The sequence below is a fragment of the Nocardiopsis aegyptia genome (assembly GCF_013410755.1).
GTDB classification, from domain to species: domain Bacteria; phylum Actinomycetota; class Actinomycetes; order Streptosporangiales; family Streptosporangiaceae; genus Nocardiopsis; species Nocardiopsis aegyptia.
The window spans coordinates 629,028-642,628 of record NZ_JACCFS010000001.1; the positions used below are offsets into that span (position 1 = coordinate 629,028).

Here is a 13,601-nt window from a genome sequence, read left to right on the forward strand (position 1 = left end):
GGGCGCTCCTGGGGGGACACCGATAGCGTGGTGGCGACTGCCACCGCGGCGGCCGCCGGCCGGACCGCCGCCGGCGCCGCGCGCCGACGATTCCGACAGGCGGAGACCATGAGCCACCACGCCCGCAACGAACGGCACCGTCTGGCCGAGCTGTTGGCCGCCGCGGGCCCGGACGCCCCCACGCTCTGCGCGGGGTGGACGACCACCGACCTCGCCGCGCACCTGGTGCTGCGCGAGCACCGGATGGACGCGGCGGCCGGCATCAGGATCCCCTTCCTGGCCGGCTGGACCGCCAAGGTCCAGGAACGCTACGCCCGCCGCCCCTACCCGTGGCTGCTGTCGACGTTCCGCGACGGGCCTCCGCTACTGTCGCCGTTCGCCCTGCCGGGCGCGGACGAGGGCGCCAACACGGTGGAGTACTACGTGCACGCCGAGGACGTGCGCCGCGCGGCCCAGGACTGGACGACCGACCCCGACGACGCGGCCGGCGCGGCCGAGGACGTCGATCCGGGCCTCACCGAGGCGCTGTGGGGCAAGCTCTCGCCCCTGGCCCGGCTGGAGACCGGCCCCAAGGCGCCGGTGGGGCTGGTGCTGCGGCGCCCGGACGGACGCACCGTCCACGCCCGCAAGAGCGTCCCCTCGGTCACGGTGACCGGAGAACCCGGCGAACTCGTCCTCTTCGCCTTCGGGCGCGGCGCCCGTGCCCGCATCGGCGCCGAGGGCGATCCGGAGGCGGTCGCCCGCCTGGCCGAGGCCCTTCCGCTGCCGGGCCGGCCCTCCTGAGTCTCCCCGCCCGCCGTGGCCCGTCCAGGGCCGAAGGTCCCCTCAGGTGACACCCGAAGTCCTTTCGCCCGGGCCTCTCACCGGCCAGTATGGGAGGGAGGACGCCGAGCGTCGGGTGTCGGCGCGGGCACGGGGCGGGCACGTGACGGGCACGTGACCCCGCCCGCCCCGATCGCCGAACCGTACGGGGGAAGCGGGGGGACCATGGAGCACGATCAGGAGACGGAGCGGGCGAGGGGCGACCTCGGGCGCAGGGTCGCGCAGCGACGCGCCGAGCTCGGGCTCAGCCAGGAGGAGGTCGCCGAACGCGCGGGCATGGCGCCCGGCTTCGTGGCCTACCTGGAGTCGCATCCGCCACAGTTGACCAAACGCGCCCTGTACCGCCTGGCCGACGCGCTGCGCACCTCGACGGACCACCTCCTGGGCGCGGACACCGACGTCCCGCCGGGTGTGGCCTCGACGGCCGTGCCCCGGCCCAGGCTGAGCGGCCTGTCCCGCCGCGCGTGCCTGGACCTGATCGGGCCCGGCGGCGTGGGCCGGGTGGCCTTCGTCTCCCCGACGCGGTCGGGGCCGGTGGTCCTGCCGGTCAACTACGCCCTGGTCGACGGCGACGTCGCCTTCCGGACGGCGGCGGACGCGGAACTGGTCCGGCAGCTCCCCGGCTACGTCGGATTCGAGGTCGACCGCCTGGACGACACCATGAGCGAGGGGTGGAGTGTGCTCGTCACCGGCCTGGCCCGGATCGTGCACGACCCGGACGAGGACGCGGCGCTGCGGGCCCTGGCACCGGTGCGGCCGTGGGCGGGCGGTGAGCGGGAGACCTACGTCCGGGTGACACCCGACCAGGTGACCGGACGCCGAGTCACGGCGGGGCGACGATAACCGATATCACTGTTCTGTTACCATTGATACATGCCAGCCCGAACCGACCACCGCGACAGGGTCGTCGAAGCCGCCGCGGAGCTCCTGCGCTCCCAGGGGCGCTCCGCCGTCACCACGCGTGCCGTCAGTACCGCCGCGGGCGTCCAGCCCCCGACCATCTACCGCCTGTTCGGGGACATGACGGGGCTGCTCGACGCGGTCGCGGCGGACGGGTTCGCGCGCTACATCGAGCGCAAGACGGCCCAGGAGCCATCCGACGACCCGGTCGAGGACCTGCGCCGGGGTTGGGACCTGCACGTGGAGTTCGGCTTGGCCAACCCCGCCCACTACCTGCTCATGTACGGCGAACCCGCACCCGGGGAGCCCAACGCGGTCGCCGCGCGCTCACGCGCCATCCTGCTCTCGATCGTGGAGCGGGTGGCGCGGGCCGGGCGGCTCGTCGTCGGTGTCGAGCAGGCCGCGGACATGCTCCACGCCGCCGGGATGGGCGTCACCCTCAGCCTCATCGGGACCGCGCCGGAGCGACGGGACCCGTCGCTGTCGGCCCGGACCCGGGAGGCGGTCATCGCGGCGGCCACCGGCGACGCGCCGGCGGGCGGGAGCGAGCCCGGGCGGCGCGCGGTCGCCCTGCGGTCGGTCCTGGACGAGTCCGGGGCCGAGTTCAGCCGCGGCGAGCGCCTGCTCTTCGAGGAGCTCCTCACCCGCGTGGCCGACGCCGGGGCCGACGCCGGGGCCTGACCGGCCCGACCACGCCTCCGGCCGGTGGCCGGTGACGGGCGTCCCCACCGGCCGCCGGCCACGGACCCCCGCCTGACGGCCGCCGGCCGCTCAGGGCTCAGCCCTTGAGGGCGCCCGCCATCAGGCCGCGCATGAAGTAGCGGCCCAGCAGCAGGTAGATGACCAGGGTCGGCAGGGAGGCCAGCACGGCGGCCGCCATCTGCTGGTTGTAGGGGACCACCATCGACCCGGCAACGTTGTTCAGCTGGACCGTCACCGGCCAGCTCCGCGGACCGGTGAGGAAGACCGCGAACAGGAAGTCGTTCCACGCCGAGGTGAACTGCCAGATGAGCGTCACCGCGAACGCGGGGGCCGAGACCGGCAGGACCACGTGGGCGTAGGTGCGGAGCAGGCCCGCCCCGTCCACCCGCGCCGCCTCGATGAGCGTGTGCGGGATGCTCGCGTAGTAGTTGCGGAAGATGAGCGTGCAGATCGGGATGCCGTACACCGTGTGCGCCAGGATCAGCGGGAACAGCCCGCCCATCAGCCCCGAGCTCACCATGATCTGCTGGAGCGGGATCATCACCGCCTGGTAGGGGATGAACATCCCGAACAGGAACAGGGTGAAGACGGTGTCCGCGCCGGGGAAGCGCCACCGCGCCATGACGTAGCCGTTCAGCGACCCCAGCACCGCCGAGATCACGGCGGCGGGCACCACCATGCGCACGCTGTTCCACAGCCCCGGGGCCAGCGCGGTCCACGCCGCCGCCCACCCCTCCGTGCTCCACTGCCGCGGCAGCAGCCAGGCGCGGGCGGACGTGGCCTCCGCGAAGGGCTTGAAACCGGTCACCACCAGCACGTACATCGGCATGAGGAAGAACGCCGCCAGCACGACCAGCACGGCGAACTTCACGGCCTGGCCGCGCCGGGTGGTCCCCGCCGTCCCGCCGCCCGGAGCGATCACCCGATCGGGCGCACTCTGGCTCATCGCCCCTCGCTCCGTTCCTTGCGCATCGTCCATACCAGGTAGGGGATGACGAACACCGCCACCGCGACGAGCAGGTACGAGGCGATCGTGGCGCCCTTGGCCGGGTCACGGACCTCGAAGACGGTCGACCACATGTACACCGCGGGCACGTCGGCGACGATCTGCTGGCCGGCGATCGCGATGATCAGGTCGAACACCTTCAGCGACATGTGCCCGATGATGATGACGGCGCTCAGGGTGACCGGTCGCAGCTGTGGCATGACCACGTGCCAGTACACGCCCCACTCCGAGCAGCCGTCCACCCGGGCCGCCTCGCGCAGCTCCTCGGGCACACCGCGGAACCCGGCCAGGAACAGGGCCATGACGTAGCCCGACAGCTGCCAGATCGCGGGCAGGGCCATCGCCGCCATGCCGAAGTCGGGCGCGGTCCACCAGGTGTTGACCAGGAAGTCCAGGTTGAACTGGACGAACAGGGCGTTGAGCCCGGTGGCACGCTCGACCGGCGCCGGGTTCATCAGCCAGCGCCAGACCACGCCGGTGGCGATGAACGACACCGCCATCGGCGCCAGGAACAGGGTGCGGAAGACCGGCTCGCCGCGGATGCCCTTGTCCAGGAGCAGCCCCAGCAGCCAGCCCAGCAGCAGGGCGCCACCGACGAACACGACCGTGAACACGATCGCGTTGTTCACGGCGGCGGGCCAGCGGGCCTCCTGCCACAGGGCGACGAAGTTGTCCAGCCCGACGAAGGAGCCCTCGTCGATGGGCCGGTGCTGGTCGCTGAGCGCCAGCCGGGTGTTCCAGCCGATCATCCCGTAGACGAACAGGCCGAGGAGGAGGATCGACGGGGAGACCAGCAGCAGGGAGGGCAGCCAGGAGCGGACCCGCGTCAGCAGGCGCGCCCCGCGTGAGCCGTGGCGTGGGCGGGTCGGCCGTGGTGGCCCGGTGCCGCCCGAGGCGGCACCGGGCCGGGTCGTCGGTTCGCTCATTCGGTCTGCGCGGCCTGGTGCAGGGCCTCGTTGAGCGCGTCCAGGTCCTCGTTCTGGAGATAGAGGCCCACCGCGGTGTCGATGTCGTTCTTCCACCGGTTGCCCACGGTCACCCCGTGCCAGAACGAACCCGCCAGCTGGGGATCGGACTGCCATTCGGCCAGGGCCGACTCCAGGTAGGGGTTGTCGGCGTAGTGGGCGGGTTCGGCGTCCTCACGGGCCGGGATCGAACCCTTGAGCGGGTTGAAGGTGTCCTGGCCCTCCTGGCTGGCCACCAGCTCCAGCCAGGTCCGGGCGTGCTCCTCGTGCGGCGCGCCCACCGGGAGGGTGAAGCTGTCCGACAGCCACATGTAGGTGCCCTCGGTCCCCGGCGAGGCCGCCCAGGCGTAGTCCTCCTCCGGGATGGCGCCGAGCTCGTCGAAGTAGCCGGCGGCCCAGTCGCCCATGATGTTGAAGGCGGCCTCGCCGTCGGAGACGCGGCGCGCGGCCTCCTGCCAGTCCTCGGCGGCCGACTCCTCCTGGGTGTAGGCCATGACCTCCTCGAACGTCGCGAGCGCCTCGGCCATCTCCGGGGTGTCCCAGTCGGCGCCCGGCTCCCAGAGCGCGTTGTAGGCCTCGGTGCCCAGCGAGCCCAGCAGCACCGACTCCAGCAGGTGGTCGACGGTCCACTGCGCGCCGACCGCCATGGGGATGGCGTCGGTCTCGGCCTCGACCGCCTCCAGCGCGTCGATCAGCTCGTCCAGGGTCTCGGGCGGGCCGTCGACCCCGGCCTCCTCCAGCACGGAGGGGTTGTACCAGAGGACGTTGGAGCGGTGGATGTTCACGGGCACGGAGTAGACGCTGCCCTCGTAGGAGATCTGTTCGACCAGCTGGTCGGGGAGGGCCTCGTGCAGGCCCTGCTCGTCGAAGAAGTCGTCGAGGGGCTGCAGGTACCCGGCCTCGATGTAGTCCTGGAGCTCGGCGCCGGCGTGTCCCTGGAAGGAGTCGGGGGGATCCTGGCTCTGCAGGCGGCCTTCCAGGACCGCCTGGGCGTTGGTGCCCGATCCGCCGGCCACCGCCGCGTTGACGAACTCGACGTCGGGGTTCTGGTCCTCGTACATCTCGATGAGGGCGTTGAGACCGGCCTCCTCACCGCCGCCGGTCCACCAGGAGAAGACCTCGACCTGGCTCTCTCCTCCGTCCCGGCCTCCGCCTCCGCAGCCGGAGGCCACCAGGGCCAGACCCAGCGCCCCCGCCGCGACCGACCACCATCGTGAGCGCATGAGAGCTCCTCCCCGGATGGCCGACCCGTCCCACGACCCGAACCACCCACGTGTCCCAAATCACAACATCATCGACTCTGACATCATTGGTATGCACAGTCGAGGACGTCAACAGTGCGGGCGATCACGACGCCGAGACGTGACCTGGTGACCGGCCGCCGGGGCTGGGAAGCCCCGTCCTGTCGCGTGATCGCGCTCCCGCCGCCACGGGGCACGGGGGTGACCGACCGCTCAGTCGGCCTCGATCAGACCGACGATCTCGATGTCGATCCGGGTGACCGTCAGGCGGAGGCGGTCCTCCAGGATGTCGCGCACGGCACGGCGCACCTCCTCCGCCGCCGCAGCGATCGGTGTGCCCTGAGTGACTCGGGCGGTCAGCGAGACCGCGAGACCCTCCTCCTCCCGGTGTACTCGGCAGCGCCCGACGAGCACACCGGACACACCTCTGGCGGAGAACCGGGCCATGGCCGCGACCGCGGTCTCCCGTATCCGCGTCGTTCCCGGGCCGGGGCCGTCGAGCTCCAGGCTGCGGCGAGTCCCGCGTTCGGCCCGGATCGCGCGCATCACGTCGTCGACGAGTCCCGCGGGAGCCGTGGTCGCCTCAAGCTCCGGCTCGCCCAGCGCGCGGATCAGGGGGGCGAGGTCGCGGGCGGCGGCCCGGCAGTGTGAGCACTGCGCCTCGTGTTCCGTCGGACGGCCGTCGAGAAGGTGACGCACCAGCGCGTCCTCACCGTTGCCGCACGGAAGGAGTCCGTGATCGCCGCCGTCGGGCGGTTCTAGCGCCATGGTGCAAGAGCCTTCACGAGATGGGCGCGGGCACGGTGGATCCGCCCACGCACGGCGGTCGGGGTCGCGTCGACGACTTCCGCTATGTCTTCATATCCCCATCCTTCCATCTCACGCAGGACCCAGCAGGTGCGCTGTGACGGGGGCAGATCGGCCAGCGCACGGAAGAGGGCCCCGCGAAGGTCGCCCGCCAGCGCTTCGGCCACGGGCCCGGCACTGTGGGAATCGGGCATGTTCCGCTCGTCCATCGGCTCGGTATCCGCCCGCGCCCGAAGCTGGTTCAGGGCCCGGCGCCCCGCGATGCGCTTGAGCCATGGACCGAAGGCCTCGGCATCGCGCAGCTCGGAGAGCTTGTGCCATGCGGTGATGAGGGCCTCCTGGGCGCAGTCCCGCGCATCCCCTGGATCCCTCAGGATGCGCAGGGCGACGCGGTAGACCGCGTCCTGGTGCCGCCGCAACAGGGCCTCGAACGCCTTGTCGTCTCCGCTCTGCGCGCGTTCGACAAGGACGGCCTCGGGAACGGAGGCCTCCGGCACGGCTTGATCCCACCCCGCCTCGGAGCGTTCACCCGACACGGATCACCCACTCCAGGGTCTGCAGACGGACACGTTTCGTGTCCATTCAAGCACCCCGAGGAACGTGATCCAGAACACATCCATTGGTCCGTGAGGCAGCCGGCCCGGCCCGTGTCCTGACAGGAGACGGCGCCGGTTCGATCCCCGGCACCGGGACAGACGAGACCGACACGAGGAGACGACGATGGCAGACACGAACACCCACAACTCCGCGGGCGTCGGCACCGTTCAGCGCCGTGCCGACGCCCCCGCCGGCGGCGACTCCCAGGGCCGCACCGTGATCGCCGACCACGTGGTCGCCAAGATCTCCGGCATGGCGGCTCGCGAGGTCCGCGGTGTCCATCGGATGGGCGGCAACACGGCCCGGGCCTTCGACGCGGTTCGCGAGCGCATCCCCGGATCGACCTCCACCTCCGCGGCGGACCGCGGCGTCGCGGTCGAGGTCGGCGAGCGCCAGGCGGCGGTCGACATCAACCTGGTCGTCGAATACGGAGCCGTCATCCCCGACCTGGCCGGCGAGGTGCGGCGCAACGTCGTCTCGGCGGTGGAGCGCATGACGGGGCTGGAGGTGACCGAGGTGAACGTCGCCATCGACGACATCCACCTCCCCGACGACGGCGAGGACGGCCCGGGCGCCGAGCCCCGCGTGCGGTGAGGAAGACATGGTGAAGCCCCTGAAGACCCAGTACGAAGACCAGAGACGAGGAATCATGTGGCCGCTCGTCGGACTCGCCTTCGGCACCGTCCTGGGCCTCGCCGCCGCGTTCGGGGGGTTCTGGGCGTTCCTCCTGGTCCTGCTGTTCGGGACGGTGGGGTTCATCCTCGGCCGGGCCTACGCCGGCGAGGTGGACCTCGCCGCGCTGTTCTCGCCGAGGGACCGGAGGGATCTGTGACGACCGCACCGGCCACCCGCGGCCGGACCACGGTGGCCGACCGCGTCATCGAGCGCCTGGTGCGCCACGAGGCACTGGCCCACGAGGCCGTGCGTCCGCTGGAGGGGGCCCTGCCAGGAGCGATCACGGGTCCCGCGGTGCGGGTGGAGGTGAGTCGCGGCGGCTCCCGTGTGGCCCTGCGGGTGGAGGTGGCGATGTCCTACCCCCGCCCGCTGGAAACGGACGCCGCCGACCTGCGCGGACGCCTGGTGGCGGCGGTGGAGCAGACCACGGGGCTGCGTGTCCACACCGCGGACATCAGTGTCGTCCGCCTCGTCCTCGCGCCGGTCCTGCGCTGAACCCGAAGGCTGAACCGAAAGGCCGTCCATGAGTCCTGTGAAGAATCCCGAGGAGGCGCGCGACCGGTCCGCGCGGCGCACGGCGCGGCGCCTGCTGCGTCCGCACCGGACGGGCACCGCCGTACTGTGCGCGGTGTCCCTGCTCCTGGTCGGCGCCGCGGCCGGGACAGCCGTGCTGGCCCCTTCCTTCGTCCCGGATCATCCCGCGCTGCGGACCGTCGACTCCCTGTCCGCGGCGGCGTCGGGCCCCGTCCCCGCCGCGGCCGCGTCGGCCTGCGCCATCGCCGCCGGGGCCGCCCTGATCCTGTCGGCGCTGCGCGGCGGAGGGCGGGGACCCCTCGCGCTGCGGACCGGAAGCCCCTCACTGGTGCTCGGTCTCACCCGAGGCGGAGCCGCCAGGGTGCTCGCCGAGGAGGCACGCGGGGTCGACGGTGTGAACGGGGCGCGCGTGCGGGTCGGACGACGGCGCGTGCGGGTGCTGGTGTCCACACGGATGCGCGGCGCGTCCAGTGCCCTGCGCGGTCGTGTGGGCACGTCGGTGCGCCGACGGTGCGAGGAGCTGGGAGTCCTCTCGCGCCTTCGGGTCCGGGTGCGCGTACGTGAGGTGGGTCCGGCATGACGACGACGCATGGGATCACCCGGCCGGACCCGGCGATCGCGCGTCGGGACCGGAGGCACCGGCCCTTCGCGGGGGCGCTGCGTCGGTCCCGCCTGAACCGCTCGCTGTCCTTCGTCCTGGGTGCGGCCCTGGCCGCCGCGGGTCTCCTGGGGGCCGCGACGACCGCGTCCGCGGCCGGGGCCGGCGTCCCCGCATGGTTCGCCCGGTGGCCGTGGTTCGCACCGCCGCCGGTTCCATCGCCTCTGGCGCCCTACGCGCTCGGCATCGCGGGCCTGACCGCGGTCCTGGTGGGCGCGTGGTGGCTGCTGGCCCAGCGCGACACCGGCCGACTGCGCCGCGTCGTGCGGGGCGCGGACTCGGTCGCGGGCCTGACGGTCGTGTCCGGGCGCGCCCTCACGGACGCGGTGTCCGCGGGTGTGGAGAGGGTGCCCGGAGCCGTCAGGGCGCGCGCCAGGCTCCACGGCGCGGACGGCGCACCCTGGCTGAGTGTGGAGGCTACCGTCTCCCCGGACACCGACCTGGCGGCGTTCGTGCACTGCTGCGAGGAGACGGTGGTCGAAGCGCTGCGCGTGTCACTGGAGGTGGCGAAGGTGCCGGCCCTCGTCGTCGTCGCGGTGGGCGGGGGCTCCACCCGCCCCCGGGTGCGGTGATCGGCGCCGACACGGCTGCGCGGACGCCCCGCCCGGTCCCACCCCGCTCCGCTCCCGTGTGGGGGCCGGGAGCGGAGCGGGCCGGGACCGGGCGGGGCGGGAGGGGTGGGGCCGGGCGATCGCGGAGCCCGGCCCCACCGGTTCTGGAGCGCGCCTCAGGCCGCGCCCTCGGTGTCCTCGGCCTCGGCGGCGTGCTCGCGCAGGTACTCGGCGAAGGACTCCAGCCCGTCGATCACCCGCGGGCCGCTGATGCCCTCGTTGTAGTCCAGGACGAAGAAGCTCTCCGAGCGCACCGCCGGGAGTTCGGAGGTGTGCGGCGACGTCGTGAGGAAGTCGATCTTCTCCTCGGCGGGCTGGTCGCCGTAGTCGAGGATGATGATGACCTCCGGCGCCGCCTCCACGACCGCCTCCCAGCTGACCTGGGTCCAGCGCTCGTCCAGGTCCCCGAAGATGTTCTCTCCCCCGGCGAAGCGGATGATGTCGTTGGGCGGGACCTGCGCGGCGGCCGTGAAGGGCTGGTCGGTGCCCGAGTCGTAGAGGAACACCGGGACCGGGTCGCCCTCCGGGGCCTGCTCCCGCACCGCCTCCACCCGCGCGCGGTACTCCGCCACGGTCTCGTCGGCGCGCTCCCTCACTCCAAAGATGTCGCCGAGGCGCTCCAGGTCGGTGTAGAGCCCCTCGAAGGGCTCCACCCGCTCCGGGAAGCCGGGGTAGTTGTAGCAGGACTCGGTGTGCATGAAGCTCTGCACGCCCAGGTCGTCGAGGATCTCCGGCGTGATGCCGCGCTCGTCGCTGAACCCGGAGTTCCAGCCCGCCACCACGAAGTCGGCGCCGGCGTCGACCACGACCTCCTTGTTGAGCAGGTCGTCGCTGAGGAACTCCACCTGTGCGTACTCGTCCGCCCACGGGGACTCGGTGACCGGCGGGTTGGCGGGCGGCATCACGTAGCCGTGCACGTGGTCGGTCAGGCCGAGCGCGAACATCTTGTCGGCGCTGCCGCCCTCGTAGACCACGGCGTTCTGCGGAGTGGTGTACTCCACCTCCTCGCCGCAGCGGTTCACGGTCACGGTGTCGGCCTGCGCGCTCTCCTCGATCTGGGCGCCGCAGCCGGTCAGCGCCACGACCAGGGTCAGGGGCAGGGCCACGGGAGCGGCCCCGAACCGGGGCGCGGCGGTGCGGATCGCTGTCATCAGACTCCTTCGGCTCCCTCGTCGAGCGAGTAGAGCAATTGGGGGTTGCCGGTGAGGGGGTGCTCGACCACGGTCACCTCGAGGCCGAACACGTCGCGGACGCGTTCGCGGGTCAGGACGTCGGCGGGGGCACCGGAGGCGACCAGCCGGCCCTGCGAGAGCACCCCGACCGTGTCGCAGGTGGCCGCCAGGTTGAGGTCGTGCAGCACGAGCAGCACGGTGTGGGCGCGGGCCCGCAGCAGGGACAGCAGGCGGACCTGGTGGCGCAGGTCGAGGTGGTTGGTGGGCTCGTCCAGGACCAGGACCCGGGGCTCCTGGACCAGGGCGCGGGCGATGAGCACCCGCTGGAGCTCGCCGCCGGACAGGCCCAGCACTCCGCGGTCGGCGAGGTGGAGCACGTCCACGTCGGCCATGACGGACTCGCACAGGGTGCGTTCGCGCGCGCTCAGGGGCTCGTTGCCGCGCAGGTGCGGAGTGCGGCCCAGGGCGACCACCTCGGCCACCGTGAAGTCCAGTTCGGTACCGCCCTGCTGGGTGAGGGCGGCCACCTGCCGGGCGGCGCGGCGCAGGCCCAGGGCGGACAGGTCGGTGCCGTCGACCAGCACGCGCCCGCCCGAGGGTGTGAGGGCGCCGTAGACACAGCGCAGCACAGTGGACTTGCCCGAGCCGTTGGGGCCCACGAGCGCGACCATGCGCCCGCGCTCCACGTCCAGGGACAGCTCGCGCACCAGGTCGGCACCGTTGAGGGTGACGGAGAGGTCGTCGACGCACAGCTCCACGGTTCACCGCCCCCCGAACACGTAGCCGCGGCGGCGCATGAGCGTGAGGAACACCGGCACTCCCACCAGCGCGGTGAGCACGCCGAGCGGGAGTTCGCGGGGTGCGACCACCACGCGTGAGGCCAGGTCGACCCAGACCATGAACACGGCGCCGGCCAATGGGGCCACCACCAGGACGCGGCGGTGGGCGGCGCCGACGAGGATGCGCACCACGTGCGGCACGACCAGGCCCACGAAGCCGATGACGCCGCTGACCGCGACCATCGCGCCGGTCATCACGGCGGTGAGCAGGAACATGACCGCGCGCAGGCGGCCGGTGTCCACGCCCAGGCTGGCCGCGGTCTCGTCGCCCAGGGCGGCCACGTCCAGGGAGCGGCTGGAGCGGTGCACCACGATCGCTCCGACCAGCACGAGGGCGGCCACCAGCGGCAGGGAGCCCCAGCTCGCGGCGCCGAAGCCGCCCATGGTCCAGAACAGCACCGTGCTCGTGGCCTCGTTGCTGGGGGTGAAGTAGACGATGACGCTCATCAGTGCTTGGAAGCCGAAGGACAGTGCCACCCCGGTCAGCACGAGGCGCAGCGGCGTCACCCCCGCGCTGGAGTGGGCGAGCCCGTAGACGACGGCCGTGGCCACCGCGGCTCCGGCGAAGGCCCCGGCGGAGACCGCGTACACGCCCAGGGAGGACAGGACGCCGAACACGCCCACGGTGACGGCCCCGACCGAGGCTCCCGAGGAGATGCCCAGAACGAAGGGGTCGGCGATGGGGTTGCGCACCATGGCCTGCACGGCGACGCCGACGACGCTGAGTCCGGCGCCGACGGTGGCGGCCAGGAGCACGCGCGGAGTGCGGATCTGCCAGACGATCTGGTAGCGCGAGATCTCGTCGGTTCCGATGGTGCCGCCGGACAGGGCGGCCCAGAGGTAGCGGGCGGTCTCGGCGGGCGGGATGACCGCGGCGCCGAGGCCGACGGCGAGCAGCACCGACACGGCCAGCAGGGGGACGAGGATCGCGGCCAGGGCCGGGGCGAGGCCGCGCGGACCCTTCGGGGGCGCGGGCGGTGAGGGCGCGGGGGCGGTCACGGGGGGAGCCGTGGTGCCGGGCGGTCGCACGCGCGACCTCCTTCACGGGGAAATGAAAACGGTTTTCGTTCTTAAGGAACTTCTACCACATTCCGCCCGCTCCGGGGGGCCTTCCACGCGAACGCGCGGCCGCGCGAACTCCCGCGTCCCACCCACCCCGACTCGACGCCACCCCGCCGGTGAGGCTAGCCTTACCTACACCCCCGGCATCCCGCCCCGCGCCGACGAGGAAGAGGCCCCGTGCGCATCGAACAGCCCAGCCATCGCACGATGATCCGCACCCGTGTGGTGCGCACCGAGCGCGTCAGCAAGCACTTCGTCTCGGTGGTCCTGGGCGGTGAGGAGCTGAGCGGCTTCGAGTTCCTGGGCCAGGACCAGTTCGTCCGGCTCTTCCTGCCCCGCCAGGGACAGGAGCAGCTGCACATGCCCACCGCCGCCGACCGGCGCTGGGTCGAGCAGATGTACGCCATGTCCGACGACGTGCGCCCCCACGTGCGCAACTACTCCGTCCGCTCCTTCGACGCCGACGCGCGCGAGCTGGAACTGGAGTTCGTGGACCACGGTGACGGCGGCCCCGCCTCCGCCTGGGCCGCGTCCGCCTCCCCCGGTGACGAGGCCGGGATCCTCGCCGAGGGCGTGTACTACCAGCCCACGGACGACACCGACTGGCAGCTGCTGGTCGGCGACGAGAGCGCGGTGCCCGCGCTGGTGTCGATCCTGGAGCAGGCTCCGGACGACCTACGCGCCCAGGTGTTCCTGGAGGTGCCCTCCTCCGACGACGTGCGCCCGCTGCCCTCCAGGCCGGGCGTGGACGTGCACTGGCTGCCCCGCACCGACCCGCACGCCGTGCCCGGGCGGCTGGCCCTGGACACCGTGTGCGCCACCGCCCTGCCCAAGGGGCGGCCGTACTGCTTCGTGGCCGGGGAGAACGCCCTGCCCACGAGCCTGCGCCGCACCCTGGTCCGCGAGCACGGCGTGCCCAAGCCGGACATCACCTTCGTGGGCTACTGGCGCCACGGCCAGGCCGTCGCGGACTAGGGCCTGTTTGGTAACTGGTGTGATCAGGGGCAAAA

17 protein-coding genes are annotated in these 13,601 nt (G+C 72.7%); 9 read left to right on the top strand and 8 right to left on the bottom strand.

Annotation, left to right across the window (positions count from 1 at the left end; translation table 11 throughout):
- Nucleotides 1–30 precede the first annotated feature (30 nt).
- From HNR10_RS02980 to HNR10_RS02990, 3 genes are all read left to right on the top strand, one after another.
- Nucleotides 31–783, top strand: a complete 753-nt coding sequence (locus HNR10_RS02980; protein ID WP_312889079.1) for a TIGR03085 family metal-binding protein — start codon at nt 31–33, stop codon at nt 781–783.
- A 204-nt stretch (nt 784–987) separates the two neighbouring features.
- Nucleotides 988–1,665 carry a helix-turn-helix domain-containing protein gene (locus tag HNR10_RS02985; RefSeq protein WP_179820661.1) on the top strand — a complete coding sequence of 226 codons (678 nt, stop codon included), beginning with the start codon at nt 988–990 and terminating at the stop codon, nt 1,663–1,665.
- Between the two features lie 30 nt (nt 1,666–1,695).
- Nucleotides 1,696–2,403, top strand: a complete 708-nt coding sequence (locus HNR10_RS02990) for a TetR/AcrR family transcriptional regulator (RefSeq protein ID WP_179820663.1) — start codon at nt 1,696–1,698, stop codon at nt 2,401–2,403.
- A gap of 97 nt (nt 2,404–2,500) precedes the next feature.
- On the opposite strand, the gene HNR10_RS02995 is transcribed toward HNR10_RS02990, so the two are convergent.
- The 5 genes from HNR10_RS02995 to HNR10_RS03015 form a co-directional block, all read right to left on the bottom strand.
- Nucleotides 2,501–3,370 carry a carbohydrate ABC transporter permease gene (locus tag HNR10_RS02995; protein ID WP_179820665.1) on the bottom strand — a complete coding sequence of 290 codons (870 nt, stop codon included), beginning with the start codon at nt 3,368–3,370 and terminating at the stop codon, nt 2,501–2,503.
- Nucleotides 3,367–4,356 carry a carbohydrate ABC transporter permease gene (locus tag HNR10_RS03000; RefSeq protein WP_179820666.1) on the bottom strand — a complete coding sequence of 330 codons (990 nt, stop codon included), beginning with the start codon at nt 4,354–4,356 and terminating at the stop codon, nt 3,367–3,369. Before HNR10_RS03000 ends, HNR10_RS02995 begins: the two co-directional genes overlap by 4 nt.
- A complete protein-coding gene (locus HNR10_RS03005; RefSeq protein ID WP_179820668.1) occupies nt 4,353–5,618 on the bottom strand; it encodes an ABC transporter substrate-binding protein in 1,266 nt (421 codons plus the stop codon). The genes HNR10_RS03000 and HNR10_RS03005 overlap by 4 nt, the downstream gene beginning before the upstream one ends.
- Before the next feature lie 231 nt (nt 5,619–5,849).
- Nucleotides 5,850–6,335: a hypothetical protein gene (locus tag HNR10_RS03010; RefSeq protein ID WP_312889081.1), complete on the bottom strand. Its 486-nt coding sequence runs from the start codon at nt 6,333–6,335 to the stop codon at nt 5,850–5,852.
- A 59-nt stretch (nt 6,336–6,394) separates the two neighbouring features.
- Nucleotides 6,395–6,979: an RNA polymerase sigma factor gene (locus HNR10_RS03015; protein ID WP_376769722.1), complete on the bottom strand. Its 585-nt coding sequence runs from the start codon at nt 6,977–6,979 to the stop codon at nt 6,395–6,397.
- Nucleotides 6,980–7,163: 184 nt separating this feature from the next.
- Here HNR10_RS03015 and HNR10_RS03020 point away from each other — a divergent pair, with 184 nt between their 5' ends.
- The 5 genes from HNR10_RS03020 to HNR10_RS03040 are packed head-to-tail and all read left to right on the top strand — an operon-like array spanning nt 7,164 to nt 9,479.
- Complete coding sequence (locus tag HNR10_RS03020) at nt 7,164–7,634, top strand: Asp23/Gls24 family envelope stress response protein (protein WP_179820671.1); 471 nt, start codon at nt 7,164–7,166, stop codon at nt 7,632–7,634.
- 55 nt (nt 7,635–7,689) lie between these two features.
- A complete protein-coding gene (locus HNR10_RS03025) occupies nt 7,690–7,872 on the top strand; it encodes a hypothetical protein (RefSeq protein WP_179829495.1) in 183 nt (60 codons plus the stop codon).
- On the top strand, nt 7,869–8,210 hold the full coding sequence (locus HNR10_RS03030) for an Asp23/Gls24 family envelope stress response protein (RefSeq protein ID WP_179820673.1): 342 nt from the start codon (nt 7,869–7,871) through the stop codon (nt 8,208–8,210). Before HNR10_RS03025 ends, HNR10_RS03030 begins: the two co-directional genes overlap by 4 nt.
- Before the next feature lie 28 nt (nt 8,211–8,238).
- Complete coding sequence (locus HNR10_RS03035) at nt 8,239–8,829, top strand: DUF6286 domain-containing protein (protein WP_179820674.1); 591 nt, start codon at nt 8,239–8,241, stop codon at nt 8,827–8,829.
- Nucleotides 8,826–9,479 carry a hypothetical protein gene (locus tag HNR10_RS03040; RefSeq protein WP_179820676.1) on the top strand — a complete coding sequence of 218 codons (654 nt, stop codon included), beginning with the start codon at nt 8,826–8,828 and terminating at the stop codon, nt 9,477–9,479. Before HNR10_RS03035 ends, HNR10_RS03040 begins: the two co-directional genes overlap by 4 nt.
- Nucleotides 9,480–9,634: 155 nt before the next feature.
- On the opposite strand, the gene HNR10_RS03045 is transcribed toward HNR10_RS03040, so the two are convergent.
- Genes HNR10_RS03045 through HNR10_RS03055 form a run of 3 tightly spaced genes read right to left on the bottom strand, consistent with a single transcriptional unit; the run spans nt 9,635 to nt 12,558 of the window.
- Entirely contained in the window at nt 9,635–10,669 is a 1,035-nt protein-coding gene (locus HNR10_RS03045; RefSeq protein ID WP_179820678.1) for an ABC transporter substrate-binding protein, read from the bottom strand.
- Nucleotides 10,669–11,448, bottom strand: coding sequence for an ABC transporter ATP-binding protein (locus tag HNR10_RS03050; RefSeq protein ID WP_179820679.1), 780 nt, complete (start codon nt 11,446–11,448; stop codon nt 10,669–10,671). The genes HNR10_RS03045 and HNR10_RS03050 overlap by 1 nt, the downstream gene beginning before the upstream one ends.
- 3 nt (nt 11,449–11,451) lie before the next feature.
- On the bottom strand, nt 11,452–12,558 hold the full coding sequence (locus tag HNR10_RS03055; RefSeq protein ID WP_179820681.1) for a FecCD family ABC transporter permease: 1,107 nt from the start codon (nt 12,556–12,558) through the stop codon (nt 11,452–11,454).
- Between the two features lie 210 nt (nt 12,559–12,768).
- On the opposite strand from HNR10_RS03055, the gene HNR10_RS03060 reads away from it, so the two are divergent.
- On the top strand, nt 12,769–13,566 hold the full coding sequence (locus tag HNR10_RS03060; protein WP_312889082.1) for a siderophore-interacting protein: 798 nt from the start codon (nt 12,769–12,771) through the stop codon (nt 13,564–13,566).
- The last annotated feature ends 35 nt before the right edge of the window (nt 13,567–13,601 follow it).

Coding starts and splice junctions, on each gene's coding strand:
- HNR10_RS02985 (WP_179820661.1), top strand. CDS start 988: ATGGAGCACGATCAGGAGACGGAGCGGGCGAGGGGCGACCTCGGGCGC.
- HNR10_RS02990 (WP_179820663.1), top strand. CDS start 1,696: ATGCCAGCCCGAACCGACCACCGCGACAGGGTCGTCGAAGCCGCCGCG.
- HNR10_RS02995 (WP_179820665.1), bottom strand. CDS start 3,370: ATGAGCCAGAGTGCGCCCGATCGGGTGATCGCTCCGGGCGGCGGGACG.
- HNR10_RS03000 (WP_179820666.1), bottom strand. CDS start 4,356: ATGAGCGAACCGACGACCCGGCCCGGTGCCGCCTCGGGCGGCACCGGG.
- HNR10_RS03005 (WP_179820668.1), bottom strand. CDS start 5,618: ATGCGCTCACGATGGTGGTCGGTCGCGGCGGGGGCGCTGGGTCTGGCC.
- HNR10_RS03020 (WP_179820671.1), top strand. CDS start 7,164: ATGGCAGACACGAACACCCACAACTCCGCGGGCGTCGGCACCGTTCAG.
- HNR10_RS03025 (WP_179829495.1), top strand. CDS start 7,690: ATGTGGCCGCTCGTCGGACTCGCCTTCGGCACCGTCCTGGGCCTCGCC.
- HNR10_RS03035 (WP_179820674.1), top strand. CDS start 8,239: ATGAGTCCTGTGAAGAATCCCGAGGAGGCGCGCGACCGGTCCGCGCGG.
- HNR10_RS03040 (WP_179820676.1), top strand. CDS start 8,826: ATGACGACGACGCATGGGATCACCCGGCCGGACCCGGCGATCGCGCGT.
- HNR10_RS03045 (WP_179820678.1), bottom strand. CDS start 10,669: ATGACAGCGATCCGCACCGCCGCGCCCCGGTTCGGGGCCGCTCCCGTG.